Source organism: Bradyrhizobium sp. CCBAU 25338 (assembly GCF_028128965.1).
Taxonomy (GTDB): domain Bacteria; phylum Pseudomonadota; class Alphaproteobacteria; order Rhizobiales; family Xanthobacteraceae; genus Bradyrhizobium; species Bradyrhizobium liaoningense.
Genome location: NZ_LFKY01000038.1, coordinates 297,496 through 316,054, shown reverse-complemented (window position 1 = coordinate 316,054; position 18,559 = coordinate 297,496). Strand labels below are relative to the sequence as shown.

15 protein-coding genes are annotated in these 18,559 nt (G+C 64.8%); 8 read left to right on the top strand and 7 right to left on the bottom strand.

Going from position 1 to position 18,559, the window contains the following annotated elements; translation table 11 throughout:
• Window positions 1-244: 244 nt before the first annotated feature.
• The 7 genes from ACM42_RS21660 to ACM42_RS21630 all read right to left on the bottom strand — a co-directional run bounded on the left by ACM42_RS21660 (window position 245) and on the right by ACM42_RS21630 (window position 7,217).
• Window positions 245-1,471, bottom strand: coding sequence for an ABC transporter substrate-binding protein (locus ACM42_RS21660; protein ID WP_271529827.1), 1,227 nt, complete (start codon window positions 1,469-1,471; stop codon window positions 245-247).
• A 117-nt stretch (window positions 1,472-1,588) separates the two neighbouring features.
• Window positions 1,589-2,824: an ABC transporter substrate-binding protein gene (locus ACM42_RS21655; RefSeq protein ID WP_271529826.1), complete on the bottom strand. Its 1,236-nt coding sequence runs from the start codon at window positions 2,822-2,824 to the stop codon at window positions 1,589-1,591.
• 38 nt (window positions 2,825-2,862) lie between these two features.
• Window positions 2,863-3,882: a branched-chain amino acid ABC transporter permease gene (locus ACM42_RS21650; RefSeq protein WP_271529825.1), complete on the bottom strand. Its 1,020-nt coding sequence runs from the start codon at window positions 3,880-3,882 to the stop codon at window positions 2,863-2,865.
• A gap of 2 nt (window positions 3,883-3,884) precedes the next feature.
• Complete coding sequence (locus ACM42_RS21645; RefSeq protein WP_194389995.1) at window positions 3,885-4,763, bottom strand: branched-chain amino acid ABC transporter permease; 879 nt, start codon at window positions 4,761-4,763, stop codon at window positions 3,885-3,887.
• A gap of 13 nt (window positions 4,764-4,776) precedes the next feature.
• Window positions 4,777-5,490, bottom strand: a complete 714-nt coding sequence (locus ACM42_RS21640; RefSeq protein ID WP_025033919.1) for an ABC transporter ATP-binding protein — start codon at window positions 5,488-5,490, stop codon at window positions 4,777-4,779.
• A complete protein-coding gene (locus ACM42_RS21635; protein WP_028179414.1) occupies window positions 5,487-6,284 on the bottom strand; it encodes an ABC transporter ATP-binding protein in 798 nt (265 codons plus the stop codon). Before ACM42_RS21635 ends, ACM42_RS21640 begins: the two co-directional genes overlap by 4 nt.
• Before the next feature lie 66 nt (window positions 6,285-6,350).
• Window positions 6,351-7,217 (bottom strand): IclR family transcriptional regulator, encoded by an 867-nt coding sequence (locus ACM42_RS21630; RefSeq protein ID WP_271529905.1) that lies wholly within the window; start codon window positions 7,215-7,217, stop codon window positions 6,351-6,353.
• A gap of 130 nt (window positions 7,218-7,347) precedes the next feature.
• Between ACM42_RS21630 and ACM42_RS21625 the strand changes: the two genes are divergently transcribed.
• The 8 genes from ACM42_RS21625 to glpK all read left to right on the top strand — a co-directional run bounded on the left by ACM42_RS21625 (window position 7,348) and on the right by glpK (window position 18,382).
• A complete protein-coding gene (locus ACM42_RS21625) occupies window positions 7,348-9,444 on the top strand; it encodes a 3-hydroxyacyl-CoA dehydrogenase NAD-binding domain-containing protein (RefSeq protein WP_271529824.1) in 2,097 nt (698 codons plus the stop codon).
• A gap of 193 nt (window positions 9,445-9,637) precedes the next feature.
• On the top strand, window positions 9,638-11,320 hold the full coding sequence (pimA, locus tag ACM42_RS21620) for a dicarboxylate--CoA ligase PimA (protein WP_271529823.1): 1,683 nt from the start codon (window positions 9,638-9,640) through the stop codon (window positions 11,318-11,320).
• Entirely contained in the window at window positions 11,317-12,504 is a 1,188-nt protein-coding gene (locus ACM42_RS21615) for an acetyl-CoA C-acyltransferase (protein ID WP_271529822.1), read from the top strand. The genes pimA and ACM42_RS21615 overlap by 4 nt, the downstream gene beginning before the upstream one ends.
• Before the next feature lie 149 nt (window positions 12,505-12,653).
• Entirely contained in the window at window positions 12,654-13,844 is a 1,191-nt protein-coding gene (pimC, locus tag ACM42_RS21610) for a pimeloyl-CoA dehydrogenase large subunit (protein WP_271529821.1), read from the top strand.
• 183 nt (window positions 13,845-14,027) lie between these two features.
• Entirely contained in the window at window positions 14,028-15,170 is a 1,143-nt protein-coding gene (gene pimD / locus ACM42_RS21605; protein WP_271529820.1) for a pimeloyl-CoA dehydrogenase small subunit, read from the top strand.
• Between the two features lie 130 nt (window positions 15,171-15,300).
• Window positions 15,301-16,074 (top strand): SDR family NAD(P)-dependent oxidoreductase, encoded by a 774-nt coding sequence (locus ACM42_RS21600; RefSeq protein WP_271529819.1) that lies wholly within the window; start codon window positions 15,301-15,303, stop codon window positions 16,072-16,074.
• Between the two features lie 108 nt (window positions 16,075-16,182).
• Entirely contained in the window at window positions 16,183-16,575 is a 393-nt protein-coding gene (locus tag ACM42_RS21595; protein ID WP_271529818.1) for an endonuclease domain-containing protein, read from the top strand.
• A 301-nt stretch (window positions 16,576-16,876) separates the two neighbouring features.
• Window positions 16,877-18,382 carry a glycerol kinase GlpK gene (gene glpK, locus ACM42_RS21590; RefSeq protein ID WP_271529817.1) on the top strand — a complete coding sequence of 502 codons (1,506 nt, stop codon included), beginning with the start codon at window positions 16,877-16,879 and terminating at the stop codon, window positions 18,380-18,382.
• The last annotated feature ends 177 nt before the right edge of the window (window positions 18,383-18,559 follow it).

Genomic DNA, 18,559 nt, shown 5'->3' with positions numbered 1-18,559 from the left:
TGGGAAGGTTTGAATGTGTCGATTGTTCTTGTTGGGGGCGATGGTTGCTCCTCGCTCCATCGCACATTCAATACCTATCCACGGCCCTCAGCAAGAAGAACGCCCCGCATAAGCGTCGCGGGGTGGGCGATTCTCGTCGAAGACGATGCTGGAATATTCCGGCGCGTGAGATTTCGTGCCGCCAAGCCGCCGCTTTAGTTGCTTTACGAAGAAGCGGCTATCTTGAATTGAGCCGTCGCGGCGGTCAGTGGCCGACGTCGCTCGAGATGACGTCGCCGAACAGCTCCCATTTCCGGCCCTTGAACCGCATCATCTGGAGCTGTTCGATCGGAGCGAAATTGTCCGGCGCGGTATTGATCTTGATGCCGGGCAAGAGCGTATCGGGTTCGAAGTCCTTCAGGCTGGCGGCCTGCTTCATGATGTTCTCGCGGGTGAGATCGTCGCCGCACATCTGCAGCACCTTCACCATGGTCTGCGCGGCGGCATAGCCGAACACGACGCCGGCATCGAGCTTGTTGGCCTTGGGGTCATACTGGGCGAGGAAGTTGTAGAACTTCTTCATGCCGTCATCGGCATTCCACTGCGGATCGGAGCCGTCCTTGGTGTAGCTCGCCGACAGGATGCCTTGCGAGATCTCGAGCCCGGCCGGTTCGAGCACGCCGCCGACCGAGGCCGAGACGTTCGAGATGATGTGGACCGGATGCCAGTTGATCTCCGCCGCCTTCTTGATGCCCTGCGCTGTGAATTTCGGTGTGGTGATGCTGATGAAGACGTCAGCGCCGGAGGCTTTCAGTTTGACCACGTGCTCGTCGATCGCCGGTTCCGACGTGCTGTAGGGCTCTTCCAGCACGATCATCGAAGCCTTGGCGCCGAGGCCCTCCTTCAGCCCGTTCAGATAGTCCTTGCCGAAATCGTCGTTCTGGTAGAGCACACCGATCTTTCCGTCCGGCTTCTCCTTCATGACGTATTTGGCGTAGATGCGCGCCTCGCTCGCGTAGTTCGGCTGCCAGCCCATGGTCCAGGGATATTGCTTGGGATCGTTCCATTTCGAAGCGCCGCTCGCCACGAACAATTGCGGCACCTTCTTCTCGTTCATGTATTTGCGGATGGCGCTATTGGTGGAGGTGCCGAGCGAGCCGAAAATCAGCAGCACCCCGTCGCTCTCGACCAGCTTGCGCGCCTGCTCCACCGTCTTCGGCGGCGAATAGGCGTCGTCATAGGAGATGAACTTGATCTTGCGGCCATTGATGCCGCCCTCGGCGTTGATCTTGTTGAAGTAGGCTTCCTCGGCCTTGCCGATCGAGGCATAGGCGGAGGCCGGCCCGCTATAGGGCATGATGTTACCGATCTTGATCTCGGTATCGGAAGCGCCGTTGTCGTATTTCTTCTGCGCCTGCACTTCGCTGCTCATTGCAGTGCACAAGGCGAGCGCGACCCAGAGGGACGCAACCTGGAAACGAACGGCGACCATTGTTCTCCTTCCTCGGGGCGGATCGGGCGCATTGAACAAGATTGATGCCCGCCGTCAACAAAAAGCCCCCGCGGTCGCCCGCGGGGGCCGTTTACGTTGGATGATCGCGTCAGCGTGTCACTCGGAGGCGATATCGCCGCTGATGATCTCGCCGAACAGTTCCCACTTCTCGCCCTTGAAGCGCATCATCTGAAGCTGCGCAATCGGGGCGAAGTCGGTGGCGCTGGTGTTGATCTTGACGCCGGGCAGCAGGGTGTCGGGCGCGAAGTCCTTCAGGCTCGCGGCCTGCTTCATGAGGTTGGCACGGGTGAGATCGTCACCGCACATTTCCAGCACCTTGGCCAGGGTCGACGCGGCGCCGTAGCCATAGACCATGCTGGTGTCGGACTTGTCGGCACCCGGCATGTACTTGTCGACGAACTCGTTCCACCTCTTCATGCCGGGATCGTTGGCCCACTGCGGGTCGGTGGAGTCCTTGGCATAGGCTGCCGACAACACGCCCTGCGCGTTCTCGAAGCCGGCCGGCTTCATCACGCTGCCAACCGAGATCGACACGTTGGTGAGGATCTGGAGCGGCTTCCAGCTGAGCTCGGCGGTCTTCTTGATGGTCTGGGCCGCGAACTTCGGCGTGGTGTAGATCAGGAGCACGTCGGGATTGGCCGCCTTGATCTTGACGATGTGGCCGTCGATCGACGGCTCGGAGATCTCGTAGCTCTCTTCCATGATGATCATGGACGAGGCCTTCGCGCCGAGACCGTCCTTGGTGCCCTTGAGGTAGTCTTTGCCGAAATCGTCGTTCTGATAGAGGATCGCGATCTTGGCGTCCGGCTTCTCCTTCATCAGCCATTTGGCGTAGATGTGCGCTTCACTCTGGTAGGAGGGCTGCCAGCCCATGGTCCAGGGGAAGGTCTTCGGATCGTTCCACTTGGTCGCGCCGGTGGCGACGAACAGCTGCGGGATCTTCTTGGCGTTGAGGTATTTCTGGATCGCTGTGTTCGAGGGCGTGCCGAGCGGGTTGAAGACGGCCAGCACCTCGTCGCTCTCGACCAGCTTGCGGACCTGCTCGACCGCCTTCGGCGGCGAATAGCCGTCGTCATAGGTGACGAAGTTGATCTTGCGACCGTTGATGCCGCCCTTGTCGTTGACCATCCTGAAATAGGCTTCTTCGGTCTTGCCGATGATGCCATAGGCCGAGGCCGGACCGCTGTACGGCATGATGTTGCCGATCTTGATCTCGGTATCGGACGCGCCGGTGTCGTATTTCTTTTGGGCGAGTGCAGCGCCGGAGGTGAGGGTGACGGCCGCCGTTGCCGTGACCAGCGCGGCGGCTCGCAGTGTTCTTCCGAAAAGCAATTGGGTCTCCTTGGTTAAACAACAGTCCTTGAGAGTTTTCAGTTCTTCCTGAGCTTGCCGACAAGTTGCTGGCCCAGGACCGCGATCTGCCTCGCGCCATGCGGCACGAGGTAGATGACGAGGAACAACAGCACGCCGAACACCGCGCCGGAGAGGCCCTTGGAGATGCTCTCCGCCATGTTCGGCACGAAGATGATGAAGGCCGCACCGACGAACGAGCCGGGCAGCCAGCCGACGCCGCCGACCACCATGCCGAGGAACAGCGAGATCGCGAGCGTGATGGTGTAGCTGTCGGGCGCGACGAATTGCACGGCGATGGCGCCAAGCGAGCCGGCAACGCCGGTGATGCCGGCGGACACCCCGAAAGCCAGCGTCTTGTAGAGCGCGACGTTGACACCCATCGAGGAGGCCGCGATCTCGTTGTCGCGGATCGCCATGAAGGCGCGCCCCGAGCGGGAGCGCAGCAGGTTCACTGAGAAGATGTAGATCGCGATCGTCACGGCGAGCGTGAAGTAGTACAGCCACATATCCTGCGACATCGGCAGGCCGAACGGTGCGTCCGGCTTGGTGACGACGAGGCCCTGCACGCCGCCGGTCCAGTGCTCGAGGAAGTTCAGCTTCAAGAGCTGCGGCATCGCAGTGGCGAGCGCGAAAGTCGCGAGCGCGAGATAGACGCCGGACAGCCGCAGCGCCGGCTTGCCGAACAGGTAACCGAAGCCGAAGCAGATCGCGGCGGAAATCGGAATGGTCAGCGCGTAGTTGATGTTGGCGTGCTCCATCAACACCGCCGAGGTATAGGCGCCGACGGCGTAGAACGCGCTCTGGCCGAGCGAGAACTGGCCGGAGCCGCCGGTCAGGATGTTGAGCGCCAGCACGGCGAGCCCGTAGATCAGGAGCATCGTCATCTGGAAGATGATGAAGTTCTTGACGAACATCGGCACGACCAACAGCGCCGCCAGCACCACCAGCGAGGTGCCGGTGCCCAGCGTCATGGCGCGCTTCGGAACGGCCTCGACCGCCTGGTGGCCTTCGGCGACGACTTCTTCTGCAGCGCTCATGATCAAACTCGCTTGACGATGTGCCGGCCGAACAGGCCAGCGGGTTTGACGACCAGGACGGAGATGATCAGCGCGAGCGCGATCGGGAGCTTCAGCTCGTTGCCAACGCCGGGGATGTAGGTGCCGGCGAGGTTCTCGAAGACGCCGACCAGGAAGCCGCCGACCACGGCACCGAACGGGCTGCTCAATCCGCCGAGCACCGCCGCGGCGAAGCCGTAGATCAGGACGCCGCCCATCATGTTGGGCTCGAGGAACACGACCGGAGCGATCAGCATGCCGGCGATCGAACCGATCGCGGTCGCCATGCCCCAGCCGAGTGCGATCATCCAGCTCGTGTTGATGCCGACGAGACGGGCCGATTCAGGCACCGAGGCGGCGGCGCGCATCGCAAGGCCGATCCGCGTGTACTGGAAGAAGAAGTAGAGGCCGAGCAAGAGCAGCACGGTGACGCCGATCATGCCGGCCTGGTGAGTCGAGATCAGCTGGCTGCCCAGAAAGGGCGAGGAGCCGAACGGGGTCGGGTACTGCTTGATGGTGAAGTCCCAGATCAGGCCGGCGGAGGAGTTGATGATCGCAAACAGCGCGATGAAGCCGGCGACGTTGGTCAGAACCGGCGCCTTGGCGAGCGGCTTGAACAGGATCCGCTCGATCGCGATGCCGGCGACGAAGGAGAATGCCAGCGTCATCAGGAAGGCGGCCCAATAGGACACGCCCCACTGCATCAGCTGCCAGGAGATGAAGGTCGAGAACATCGCCATCTCGCCTTGCGCGAAATTGAGATGGTCGATGGCCTGGTAGATCATGACCACCGCGAGCGCCATGCAGGCGTAGATCGCGCCCGTGGCGATGCCGGCCAGGACCTGGTTGGTGAACAGTTCCATTGTCCCGGCTCCCTCAGTAACCCAGATAGGATTTGCGGATTTCTTCGTTGTTCGCGATGTCCTTGGCTTTGCCCGACATCACGATCCGACCGGTCTCGATCACATAGGCTTGGTCGGCGAGCTCGAGCGCCAGCTGGGCGTTCTGTTCGACCACCAGGATCGACACCTTGTCCTCGCGGTTGATCTTGCCGAGGATGCCGAACAGATCGCGCACCACCAGCGGCGCGAGGCCGAAGGACGGCTCGTCGAGCAGCATCAGCCGCGGCCGCAGCATCAGGGCGCGGGCGACCGCGAGCATCTGCTGCTCGCCGCCGGACAGCGTGCCGGCCACCTGGGTGTGCCGCTGCTTCAGCACCGGGAAGTGGGCGTACATGCGCTCGATGTCGGAGACGATGCCGGCGCTGTCCTTGCGGGTGATGGCGCCGAGCTGGAGGTTCTCCTCCACCGTCATGGTGGTGAAGGTGCCGCGGCCCTGCGGCACGTGGGCGATGCCGAACCGCACGATGCTTTCGGTGGAGCGGTTGTTCAGGGGCTTGCCTTCGAACTCGATCGCTCCGGTCGAGCGCACCATGTTGCAGATCGCGCGCAGCGTCGTGGTCTTGCCGGCGCCGTTGGCACCGAGCAGCGTCACCAGGGAACCCTCGTTGAGCGAGAAGGACAGGCCATGGAGTGCCTGGACCTGGCCGTAATAGGCGCGCAGGTCCTTGACGTTGAGCAGTGTCGTCATTGGTCCTTGCTCCCGAGATACGCCTTGATGACGTCGGGGTCGGCCTGCACCTGGGCGGGCGTCCCCTCCGCGAGCTTCTTGCCGAAATTCAGCGCGACGACGTGGTCGGCGATCGACATCACGAGGCCCATGTGGTGCTCGACCAGCAGCACGGTCATGTGGCGCTCGTCGCGAATGCGGCGGATGAGAGCTCCGAGCACGTAGACTTCCTCGTGGTTGAGGCCGCCGGCAGGCTCGTCGAGCAGCAGGATCTTCGGATCGGCCGCGAGCGCGCGCGCCAGCTCGACCCGCTTCTGCGTACCGAAGGGCAGGCCGGAGACGATGGTGTGGGCGACGTCCTCGAGGTCGAGATAGGCGAGGATCTCGTGCACCTTCTTGTTGACGCTGGTCTCGCTGCGCCGGACCCAGGCAAGCCTCAGGGAGTCGCTGATGATGTCGCTCGAGGTCTTCGAATGCGCGCCGACGCGGACGTTGTCCATCACCGACAAATTCGGGAACAGCGCCACGTTCTGGAAGGTGCGGCCGATGCCGATCTCGGCGATCCGGTGCGGCGGCCGCGACAGGATGCTGACGCCGTCCATCAGGATGTCGCCAGACGACGGCTGATACAGCCGCGAAAGGCAATTGAAGAGCGTGGTCTTGCCGGCGCCGTTGGGGCCGATCAAGCCGAGGATCTGGCCCTTGTGCATGTCGAAGGACACGCCGTTGAGCGCGATGATGCCGCCGAACACGACGCTGACGTCGCGAACCGCGAGCAGGGGCGATGTCCCCCGCGCGAGCTGTGCCTGCGTCATCTCGTCTCGCTCACATCGTTCAGTGAGCGATGGGGCGATGCGAACCGCTCCCGATGATGACAAAGGCTATCTGAACCCCTCGGCCACACGCGCAACTTTTCCTCCTGATTTCAGCTTTTTGCTGTTGTCTTTTTTTGAATGCGGCATCAGACCCCCGAGCGCCGCTTCGATGTTCCTTACCATCGCCAGCAGACGCGGTCCAATGTCGTTGATCAAACGCTCTTCCGTGAAGCGGAATGCCGGCGCGCCGCAATTGAATGCGTAAGGTCCGGTTCCGTCGTTGAGCTTGAGCGCGACGCCGGCCGCGCCGATGTCGTCGTGCCAGTCGCCGACCGAAATCGCAAAACCGTATTTCGCGACCGTTTCGCCGGAACGTTCCAATCCTTCGCGCATCTTCGGCCAGCGGCTGCCGTAATGTTCGCGCAGAATGCGCGACACTTCAGCGCGACCCTCGTCGTCGAGCGCCCAGAAATAGGCGCGGCCCATCGCACTGGTTGCAATCGGCACGCGCGAGCCGACGTCAAGTTGAACGCCGACCGTCTCGCTGCCGCGGCTCTGCCCGAAATAGATCATGCTGTGACGGTCGCGGCCGCCGACGGCGACGGCACCGCCGGTCGCGCGCATCACTTCCTCGCGGAACGGCTCCGACAAGTGCCGAACGCCCAGATTGGCCAACGCCGCGTAACCGAGCGACATCGCTGCGGGTGCGAGCTGGTACTTCTCGAAGCGGGGAACCGGCGTCAGATAGCCGAGCCTGGTCAACGTGTAGGTCAGCCGCGACACGGTCGGTTTGGGCAGATTGGTGCGCGCCGCAATCTCCTGATTGCCGAGCAGGCCGTCATTGGGTTGGAACGCGCGCAATACATCCAGTCCGCGGGAAAGCGCGACGACGAAATTCCGATCGGTCGCAGTCTTCTTTCCTGTACGCTTCATCCCTGATCTGCTTCTTGCGCGGAGTCGTTGACAACGTCCGTGCTTCAAAATAACCCTGCCGTCAAGATGCGGAATTAAATTCCGCACCGCGAAATCGAACAAAAGCAAATCCCCACCAAGGAGGGACACCGTGAGCGAAGTGGTCAAGCTTGAGCGTCATGATGAGGTCGGCATCGTCACGGTCAACAGCCCGCCGGTCAATGCGCTGAGTGCCGCGGTCCGCGGCGGCATTCTGGAATGCATCAAGGCCGCGATCGCCGATCCCGCCATCAAGGGCATCGTGCTGACCTGCGCCGGCCGCACCTTCATCGCGGGCGCCGACATCACCGAATTCGGCAAGCCGCCGAAGCCGCCGGCCCTCAACGACGTGCTGTCCGAGATCGAGAATTCGCCGAAGCCCGTCGTTGCCGCGATCCACGGCACCGCCCTCGGCGGCGGCCTCGAGGTCGCGCTCGCCTGTCATTTCCGTGTCGCTGTGAAGGAGGCCAAGCTCGGCCTGCCCGAGGTGAAGCTGGGCCTGTTGCCGGGCGCCGGCGGAACCCAGCGCCTGCCGCGCGCGGTCGGGCCTGAGCTCGCAGTCAAGATGATCGTCGGCGGCGACCCGATCGGCGCCGCGGAAGCGCTGAAGAACGGCCTGATCGAGGAGATCGTCGAGGGGCCGGCCTCGGGCGGCGAAGCCTTCGTGCGCAAGCTGCTGGCCGAGAAGCGCCCGCTGCGCCGCCTGCGCGACGACGATTCCAAGCTCGCGGCCGCCAAGGCCGACCGCTCGATCTTCACCAATGCCGTCGCCGCCATGACCAAGAAGTCGCGCGGCCTGGAAGCGCCGTTCGCGGCGGCCGATGCCGTCGGCTGTGCCATCGACCTTCCGTTCGACGAAGGGTTGAAGAAGGAGCGCGAGGGCTTCCTGAAGCTCGTCGCCAGCGACCAGTCCAAGGCGCAGCGCTATGCGTTCTTCGCCGAGCGCGAAGCCGCCAAGATCGCGGGCGTCCCCGAAGGCACCAAGTCGCGCCCTGTGAACCGTGTCGCCATTCTCGGCGCCGGCACCATGGGCGGCGGCATCGCGATGTCGTTCGCCAATGCCGGCATCCCGGTCACGCTGATCGAGACCGCCGAGGAGCAGCTCAAGCGCGGCATGGGCGTCATGCAGAAGAACTGGGAAGCGACCGCGGCGCGCGGCGGCATCCCGGCGGACGCGCCCGCCAAGCGCATGGCGCTGATCGACGGCAAGGTCGGCATCGAGAATGTCGGCGACGCCGACCTCGTCATCGAGGCCGTGTTCGAGACCATGGCGGTGAAGAAGGAGGTGTTCGGCAAGCTCGACCAGTACGCCAAGCCGGGCGCGGTGCTCGCCTCCAACACCTCGTACCTGAACATCGACGAGATCGCGAAGTCGACCAAGCGTCCGCAGGACGTGCTCGGCATGCACTTCTTCTCGCCGGCCAACGTCATGAAGCTGTGCGAGATCGTGCGTGCCGACAAGACTGCGCCGGACGCGCTCGTGACGGCCGTCACGATCGCGCGCAAGATCGCAAAAGTGCCGGCCGTGGTCGGCGTCTGCGACGGGTTCGTCGGCAACCGCATGCTGGCCCAGCGCGGCAAGCAGTCCGAGAAGCTGCTGTTCGAAGGCGCTCTGCCGCAGCAGGTCGATGCCGTCGTCACCAAGTTCGGCATGCCGATGGGCCCGTTCGCGATGGGCGACCTCGCCGGCCTCGACATCGGCTGGCGCTCGCGGAAGGACCGCGGCATCAAGTCGGAGATCGCGGACGCGCTGTGCGAGGCCGGCCGCTTCGGTCAGAAGACCGGCAAGGGCTACTACAAGTATGAAGCAGGCAGCCGTGCGCCGCTGCCCGACCCTGATGTCGAGAAGCTGATCGACGAGACGCTGCTGCGCCTCGGCCGCAAGAAGCGTGTCGTCAGCGACGAGGAGATCCTCGAGCGCATGATGTATCCGATGATCAACGAGGGCGCGAAGATCCTGGAAGAGGGCATCGCCGCACGTCCCTCCGACATCGACGTGGTCTGGCTCTACGGCTATGGCTGGCCGATCTACCGCGGCGGTCCGATGTACTGGGCCGACAGCGTCGGCCTCAAGCACATCGCCGATCGCCTGGCGTTCTACGCCAAGGAGACCAACGATCCGAGCCTCGAGCCCGCCCCGCTGCTGAAGAAGCTCGCCGCCGAAGGCAAGACGTTCGCCTCGCTCGCGGCGGCTTCGAAGGCGGCGTGATCAAGGGCGCCGTGGCCGCGATGTCTCGCTCCGGGCAACGCTCTCTCCGTTCCCTCCCCCCTTGTGGGGGAGGGGCAGGGAGGGGGGGAGCCCCGGGCACCAGCGTTTGTGGCCACCCCCTTCCCCAACCCTTCCCCACAAGGGGGAAGGGAGCCTGGGCAGTTTGCCCGCCTCACTGCAATCAAGACCATTCATGACCCATCCCGGCGAACAGTTTTACCCCGAGGGCGTGCGTTGGGACGATCCCATCGTCCAGGGCACGCTTCCGGATCTCCTGTCGAAGGCCGCCGCCGAGTACGGCCCGCGCACCGCGTTGGAGTTCCGGGACCGTCCGATCAGCTACACCGAGCTCGCAGCTCAGGCCGAGCGCGCGGCGGCGGCGTTCCTGCGCGCCGGCTGCGGCAAGACCTCTTCCGTCGCGCTGTTCCTCGGCAACACGCCGGACCATCCCGTCAATTTCTTCGGCGCGCTGAAGGCAGGCGCCCGTGTGGCCCATCTGTCCCCGCTCGACGGCGAGATCGCGCTGACGCACAAGGTCTCCGACTCCGGCTCGCGCCTGCTCGTGACTTCGAACCTCCAGGCCTTGCTGCCGACCGCGCTGAAATTCCTGGAGAAGGGGCTGATCGACCGCCTGGTCGTCTGCGAGGACGATCATTGGGGCAAGGTCGGCACGCCGCAGGTGGCGATCCCCGATGATCCCCGTATCGTGACCTTCAAGACCTTCGTCGAGGGCGCGATCGCGCCGGCGCAATGGCCGACAGTGACCGCCGCCGACGTCGCGCTGCTGCAATATACCGGCGGCACCACCGGCCTGCCCAAGGGCGCGATGCTCACGCACGGCAATCTCACCGCGGCGGTGTCGATCTACGACGTCTGGGGTAAGCCGTCGCGCGCGGCGCGTGGCGAGACGATCGAGCGCGTGATCTGCGTGCTGCCGCTGTTCCACATCTACGCGCTCACCGTCGTGCTCCTGTCCTCGCTCAGCCGCGGCAATCTGATCTCGCTGCACCAGCGCTTCGACGTCGAGGCCGTGATGCGCGACATCGAGGTCAAGCGCGCGACCTACTTTCCGGGCGTGCCGACGATGTGGATCGCGATCGCCGCGCTGCCTGATCTGGACAAGCGCGACTTCTCCTCGCTCGCCACCATCGGCTCCGGCGGCGCGCCGCTGCCGGTCGAGATCGCGAATTTCTTCGAGCGCAAGGTCGGCAAGAAGCTGCGCAGCGGCTGGGGCATGACCGAGACCTGCTCGCCCGGCACCGGCCACCCGCCTGACGGTCCCGAGAAGCCGGGCTCGATCGGGCTGATGCTGCCCGGCATCGAGCTCGACGTCGTCGCGCTCGACGATCCCCGGCGCGTGCTGCCGCCGGGCGAAGTCGGCGAGATCCGCATCAAGGGTCCGAACGTCACTGGAGGCTACTGGAACAGGCCGGAAGGATCCACGGATGCCTTCGTCGACGGCCGCTTCCTCACCGGCGACATCGGCTATGTCGACACCGACGGCTATTTCTTCCTGGTCGACCGCAAGAAGGACATGATCATCTCCGGCGGCTTCAACGTCTATCCGCAGATGATCGAGCAGGCGATCTACACCATATCAGGCGTGCACGAGGTGATCGTGCTCGGCATCCCCGACCAGTATCGCGGCGAAGCCGCAAAGGCCTTCATCAAGCTGAAGCCCGGCGCAAAGCCGTTCTCGCTCGACGAGCTGCGCGCGCAGCTCAATGGCAAGCTCGGCAAGCACGAGCTGCCGGCCGAAGTCGAGTTCGTCGACGACCTGCCGCGCACGCCGGTCGGAAAATTGTCGCGCCACGAATTGCGCCAGCAGCAGAAACCGTCACAATCTACCAAAACCGCATCAGGAGTCCGTTCTTGACCGACGCCGTCATCGTTTCCACCGCCCGCACCCCGATCGGCAAAGCCTATCGCGGCGCGCTCAATGCCACCGAGGGGGCAACCCTGCTCGGCCACGCCATCGGCGAGGCCGTCGCGCGCGCCAAGGTCGACCCGAAGGAGATCGAGGACGTCGTGATGGGCGCAGCCCTCCAGCAGGGCGCGACCGGCGGCAACATCGCGCGCAAGGCGCTGCTGCGCGCCGGCCTGCCCGTCACCGTCGCCGGTACCACCATCGACCGGCAGTGCGCCTCCGGTCTTCAAGCCATCGCGCTGGCCGCGCGTTCGGTGCTCTTCGACGGCGTCGAGATCGCGGTTGGCGGCGGCGGCGAGTCGATTTCGCTGGTGCAGAACGACAAGATGAACGGCTTCCACGCCCAGGACCCCGCGCTGCTCAAGATCAAGGGCGAGGTCTACATGCCCATGATCGACACCGCGGAAGTCGTCGCCAAGCGCTACGGCATCTCGCGCGAACGCCAGGACGAATATTCGCTGGAGAGCCAGCGCCGCACCGCCGCCGCGCAGCAGGGCGGCAGGTTCAAGGAGGAGATCGCGCCGATCACGACGCAGATGGCCGTCACCGACAAGGCCACCGGCGCCGTGTCGATGAAGGAGGTCACGCTGTCGCAGGACGAAGGCCCGCGCCCCGAGACGACGGCTGAAGGCCTCGCCGGCCTCAAGCCCGTGCGCGGCGACGGTTTCACCGTCACCGCCGGCAACGCCAGCCAGCTCTCCGACGGCGCCAGCGCCTGCGTGATCATGAGCGACAAGGAAGCCGCCAGGCGGGGCCTCAAGCCGCTCGGCATCTTCCGCGGCTTCGTCTCCGCCGGCTGCGAGCCGGACGAGATGGGCATCGGCCCGGTCTTCGCGGTGCCGCGCCTCCTCAAGCGCCACGGCCTCAGCGTCGACGACATCGGCCTGTGGGAGCTCAACGAAGCCTTCGCGGTGCAGGTGCTGTATTGCCGCGACAAGCTCGGCATCGACCCCGAGAAGATCAACGTCGATGGCGGCGCGATCGCGGTCGGCCATCCCTACGGCATGTCGGGCGCGCGCCTCACCGGCCACGCCCTGATCGAAGGCCGCCGCCGCAAGGCGAAATACGCGGTCGTCACCATGTGCGTCGGCGGCGGCATGGGCGCGGCGGGATTGTTCGAGGTGCTGCAGTAGATGTTTCTGTCATTCCGGGGCGCCGCGAAGCGGCGAGCCCGGAATCCATAACCACCAGTCGGGGATATGGATTCCGGGCCTGCGCCTTACGGCGCATCCCGGAATGACGGCGGGTTTGGTAAGAACAAAATCGCTCACAGGAGGATCCGATGGATCTCGCATTCACGAAAGAAGAGCAGGCGTTTCGCGAGGAAGTGCGGCAGTTCTTCCGCGACAACGTGCCGCCGGATACGCGGCGCAAGCTGGTCGAGGGCCGCCACCTCTCGAAGGACGAGATGGTGACGTGGTGGCGCATCCTCAACAAGAAGGGCTGGGGCGTCAGCCACTGGCCGAAGGAATATGGCGGCACCGGGTGGACCGCCGTGCAGCACTACATCTTCAACGAGGAGCTTCAGGCTCACCCGGCGCCGCAGCCGCTCGCCTTCGGCGTCAGCATGGTCGGTCCGGTCATCTACACCTTCGGCAACGAGGAGCAGAAGAAGAAGTACCTGCCGCGCATCGCCAATGTCGACGATTGGTGGTGCCAGGGCTTCTCCGAGCCCGGCTCCGGCTCCGACCTCGCCTCGCTCAAGACCAAGGCCGAGCGCAAGGGCGACAAGTGGATCATCAACGGCCAGAAGACCTGGACCACGCTCGCCCAGCACGCCGACATGATCTTCTGCCTCTGCCGCACCGACAACAACGCCAAGAAACAGATGGGCATCTCCTTCATCGTGTTCTCGATGAAGTCGAAGGGCGTCACCGTGCGCCCGATCCAGACCATCGACGGCGGCCATGAGGTCAACGAGGTGTTCTTCGACGACGTCGAAGTGCCCTACGAGAACCTGATCGGCGAGGAGAACAAGGGCTGGGATTACGCGAAGTTCCTGCTCGGCAACGAGCGCACCGGCATCGCCCGCGTCGGCGTCTCCAAGGAGCGCATCCGCCGCATCAAGGAGCTCGCCTCCAAGGTCGAATCCGGCGGCAAGCCGATCATCCAGGACGCGGCGTTCCGCGAGAAGCTCACCGCCTGCGAGATCGAGCTGAAGGCGCTCGAGCTCACCCAGCTCCGCGTCGTCGCCGACGAAGGCAAGCACGGCAAGGGCAAGCCGAACCCGGCGTCCTCGGTGCTGAAGATCAAGGGCTCCGAGATCCAGCAGACCACCACCGAGCTGCTGATGGAAGTGATCGGCCCGTTCGCTGCACCCTACGACGAGCACGGCGACGACGGCTCCAACGAAGCCATGGACTGGACCGCCCAGATCGCGCCGAGCTACTTCAACAACCGCAAGGTCTCGATCTACGGCGGCTCCAACGAGATCCAGCGCAACATCATCGCCAAGGCGGTGCTGGGGCTGTGATCTGCCCCCTCTCCGCGACGGCGGGGAGGGCAATATTCCACCGTCATTCCGGGGCGCGACGAAGTCGCGAACCCGGAATCCATCGGGCCGCATACGCTGAGGCGAAATGGATTCCGGGCCTGGCCCTTCGGGCCATCCCGGAATGACGAAGTTAGATAAGTCCGGGTACAAGGAACCAAAGAAATGGATTTTGATCTGTCCGAGGAGCAGCGGCTTCTCAAGGAAAGCATCGACGGCCTGCTGACCGATTCCTACGATTTCGAGCAGCGCAAGAAGTACATGAAGGAGAAGGGCGGCTGGAGCAAAGCGGTCTGGCTCAAGCTCGCCGAGCAGGGCCTGCTCGGCCTGCCCTTCGCGGAGGCCGATGGCGGCTTCGGCGGCGGCGGCGTCGAGACCATGATCGTGATGGAGGCGCTCGGCAAGGCGCTGGTGCTGGAGCCTTATCTCGCAACGGTCGTGATCGGCGGCGGCTTCCTGCGCCATGCCGGCACCGATGCGCAGAAGGCGGCGCACGTGCCGGGCATCATCGACGGCAGCAAGACGCTGGCGTTTGCCCAGCTCGAGAAGAACTCGCGCTACGATCTGTTCGACGTCACCACGACCGCGAAGAAGAAGGGCGATGGCTGGATCATCGACGGCGAGAAGTTCGTCGTGCTCAACGGCGAGAACGCCGACACCCTCATCGTCACCGCGCGCACCAAGGGCGATCGCCGTGACAAGAGCGGCATCGGCGTGTTCCTGGTCCCGGCGAACGCCAAGGGCGTGGCCAAGAAGGGCTATCCGACCCAGGACGGCCTGCATGCCGCCGACATCACCTTCACCGGTGTCGAGGTCGGTCCCGACGCCCTGCTCGGCAACCCCGAGGACTCCCTCGCGCTGATCGAGCGCGTGGTGGACGAAGCCCGCGTTGCGCTCTGCGCCGAGGCGGTCGGCCTGATGGACGAGTCGCTCAAGACCACGGTCGAGTACATCAAGACGCGCAAGCAGTTCGGCGTCGCCATCGGCTCGTTCCAGTCGCTGCAGCACCGCGCCTCCGACATGTTCGTCGCCGCCGAGCAGGCGCGCTCGATGTCGATGTTCGCGACCATGGCGGGTGATTTCGAGAACGCCAGGGAGCGTACGAATGCGATCGCCGCGGCCAAGGTGCAGATCGGCAAGTCGCTGAAATTCGTCGGCCAGCAGTCGATCCAGCTCCACGGCGGCATCGGCATGACCATGGAGGCGAAGATCGGCCACTACTTCAAGCGCCTCACCATGATCGAGAACACGTTCGGTGACACCGACTACCACCAGCGCCGTGTCGCCGATGCGGGTGGGTTGATCTGAGTCACTCCGCCGCTGTCATCCCGGGGCGCGCGTAGCGCGAACCCGGGATCCATCAGGCGGCATCACGCGCGGTGAAATGGATTCCGGGCTCGCGCTTCGCGCGCCCCGGAATGACCAGAAGAGGGACACAATGAAGAACACCCCGTTCGATCTCACCGGCAAGGTCGCCGTGGTCACCGGCTCCAGCCGCGGCATCGGCCGCTCCTCCGCCGAACTTCTTGCCAGGCTCGGCGCCAAGGTCGTGGTCTCCTCGCGCAAGCTTGAGGCCTGCAAGGAAGTCGCCGACGGCATCAACGCGTCCGGCGGTGACGCCATCGTCATCCCCTGCAACATCGCGCGCAAGAGCGAGGTCGAGGCGCTGATCGCGGGTGCCACGAAGCACTACGGCAAGATCGACATCCTCGTTTGCAACGCCGCCGTGAACCCGTATTACGGCCCGCTGCTCGACATCACCGATGAAGCCTTCGACAAGATCATGGGCTCGAACGTCAAGAGCAACATCTGGCTCTCCGCGCTCGCGATCCCGCAGATGGCCGAGCGCGGCAAAGGCTCCGTCGTCATCATCTCCTCGATCGGGGGCTTGCGCGGCTCCACCGTGATCGGCGCCTACGGCATCTCGAAAGCCGCCGACTTCGCGCTGTGCCGTTCGCTCGCGGGCGAATGGGGCCCGAAGGGCGTGCGCGTCAACTGCATCGCGCCCGGCCTCGTCAAGACCGATTTCGCCCGCGCGCTGTGGGAAGACGAAGCCAACCTCAAGCGCCGCACCGCCACCACGCCGCTTCGCCGCATCGGCGAGCCCGACGAAATCGCCGGCGCGGTCGCCTATCTCGCCTCCGATGCGTCGAGCTTCATGACCGGCCAGACCATCGTCATCGACGGCGGCGTGACGACGGCGGCAGTGTAGGCCTCTCACGACGTGCAATTGCACCGACGCTGCGCTTCCCTTACCCTCCCCCTCCAGGGGAGGGTCGCTCGCGCAAACGCGCGAGCGGGGTGGGGTGAAGCCACAGCAATGGTCTCAACATCGATCCGACGCGCCGCCGCAAAGAAGCTGAGAGCGAATACGACGCCCCACGAGCGCATCCTGTGGTGTGCCCTCAAGGAGCTTCCGCTCGAAGGCTCGCACTTCCGCCGTCAGGCGCCGATCGGCCCTTACATCGTTGACTTCTTCTGTCCAGCCAAGCGCCTCATCATCGAGCTCGACGGCGGCCACCACAACGAGGACGACACAGCCAAACGTGATCTCGAACGCCAACATTGGCTCGAGAACGAAGGCTATCGCGTTGTCCGGTTCTGGAACTCGGAGATCATGACCGACCTGACCGCCGTGCTCGAACGGATCTATGTCGAGCTGTACGGATCGCGTGAGGCGGAAGCCACACCTTTGAAGCATCGTCGAACATGACGTTCGAGCGCCTCTTTTTTACCCTCCCCTGGAGGGGGAGGGTCGCTGCGCATGCAATGCGCAGCGGGGTGGGGTGACAGACCATCCGCGAATGCGGTGGTTCTGAACGCGTGTCAAAGGGCCTTCTGAAACGAATGTGAGACCGCCGTTGTGGCTTCACCCCACCCCGCTCGCGCTTCGCGCGATCGACCCTCCCCCTCCAGGGGAGGGTAGGTCGGCCACCTTGACCTCTTGCTGGCAATCCCGTTTCTTTGGCGCGACACAATGATCCTCCGCAGGGAAAACGCCAAGGTAAGCCGCCATGTCTTTCGTCCTCGCCATCGACCAGGGCACCACCTCCTCGCGCGCGATCGTGTTTCGCGGCGATATTTCCATCGCGGCGAAGGCGCAGCAGGAATTCCCGCAGCATTTTCCGGCCTCGGGCTGGGTCGAGCACGAGCCGGAGGACATCTGGACCTCGACGGTGATGGTCTGCCGCGAGGCGATCGCGCAGGCCGGCATCACCGCCAAGGACATCGCCGCGATCGGCATCACCAACCAGCGCGAGACCACCGTGGTGTGGGACCGCGCCACCGGCCAGGCCGTGCACCGCGCCATCGTCTGGCAGGACCGCCGCACCGCTGACATCTGCGCGAAACTCAAGGCAGAAGGCCGCGAGCCGGTGATCTCGCAGAAGACCGGCCTGATCATCGATCCCTATTTCTCCGGCACCAAGGTCGCCTGGATCCTGGACCACGTCCCCGGCGCCCGGGCGCGCGCCGCGCGCGGCGAGCTCATGTTCGGCACCGTCGATTGTTACCTGCTCTGGCGCCTCACCGGCGGCAAGGTGCACGCCACCGACGCCACCAACGCCTCGCGCACGCTGCTGTTCAACATCCACACCGGCCAGTGGGACGACGAGCTGCTGGAGATCATCGGCGTGCCGCGCTCGATGCTGCCCGAGGTGAAGGATTCCTCCGCCCGGTTCGGCGAGAGCACGCCCGACCTGTTCGGCGGCGCCATCGCGATCTCCGGCATCGCCGGCGACCAGCAGGCCGCCACCATCGGCCAGGCCTGCTTCCGCCCGGGCATGATGAAGTCCACCTACGGCACCGGCTGCTTCGCGCTGCTCAACACCGGCACCACGCCGGTGGTGTCGAAGAACAAGCTGCTCACCACCGTCGCCTACCAGCTCGACGGCAAACGCACCTACGCGCTGGAAGGCTCCATCTTCGTCGCCGGCTCGGCGGTGCAATGGCTGCGCGACGGCCTCGGCATCATCAAGCACGCCGCCGAGACCGGACCTCTTGCCGATCAGTCGGACTCCATGCAGAGCGTCTATCTCGTCCCGGCCTTCGTCGGCATGGGCGCACCCTACTGGAATCCGCGCGTCCGCGGCGCGCTGTTCGGCCTCACCCGCAACACCGGCCCGGCCGAGCTCGCCCATGCCGCGCTCGAAAGCGTCTGCTACCAGACTTACGACCTCTGGGCCGCGATGCGCGCGGACTGGCCGAGCTCGGAAACCGCGAGCGTCGTGCTCCGCGTCGACGGCGGCATGACCGCCTCGGACTGGACCATGCAGCGCCTCGCCGATCTCTTGGACGCCCCGGTCGATCGCCCCGTCATTCAGGAAACCACGGCGCTGGGCGCCGCCTACCTCGCCGGCCTCAATGCCGGCGTTTATCCCGAGCCGACCAAGTTCGCCGACAACTGGCGCCTCGAGCACCGCTTCAAGCCGAACATGAGCCAGGCGACGCGCGAGCGAAAGCTGGCGGGTTGGGCAAGGGCGGTGAAGGGCGTGCTGGCGAGCGACGAGGGGGAGGGGTAGGCACGGCTCTCTCGCCGGGTCGTCCCTGCCTAGTGCGCAATTGCGCACGGGCGCAGGGACCCATACCGCGAGGTCTGTCGATAACAGGCAGAGCCAATCCCGAACGACCAGTCTTCGCCAAACCACTCCCTGTGGCTATGGTCAACGCTCGCTATGCTCGCTTGTCCGGGACGACAA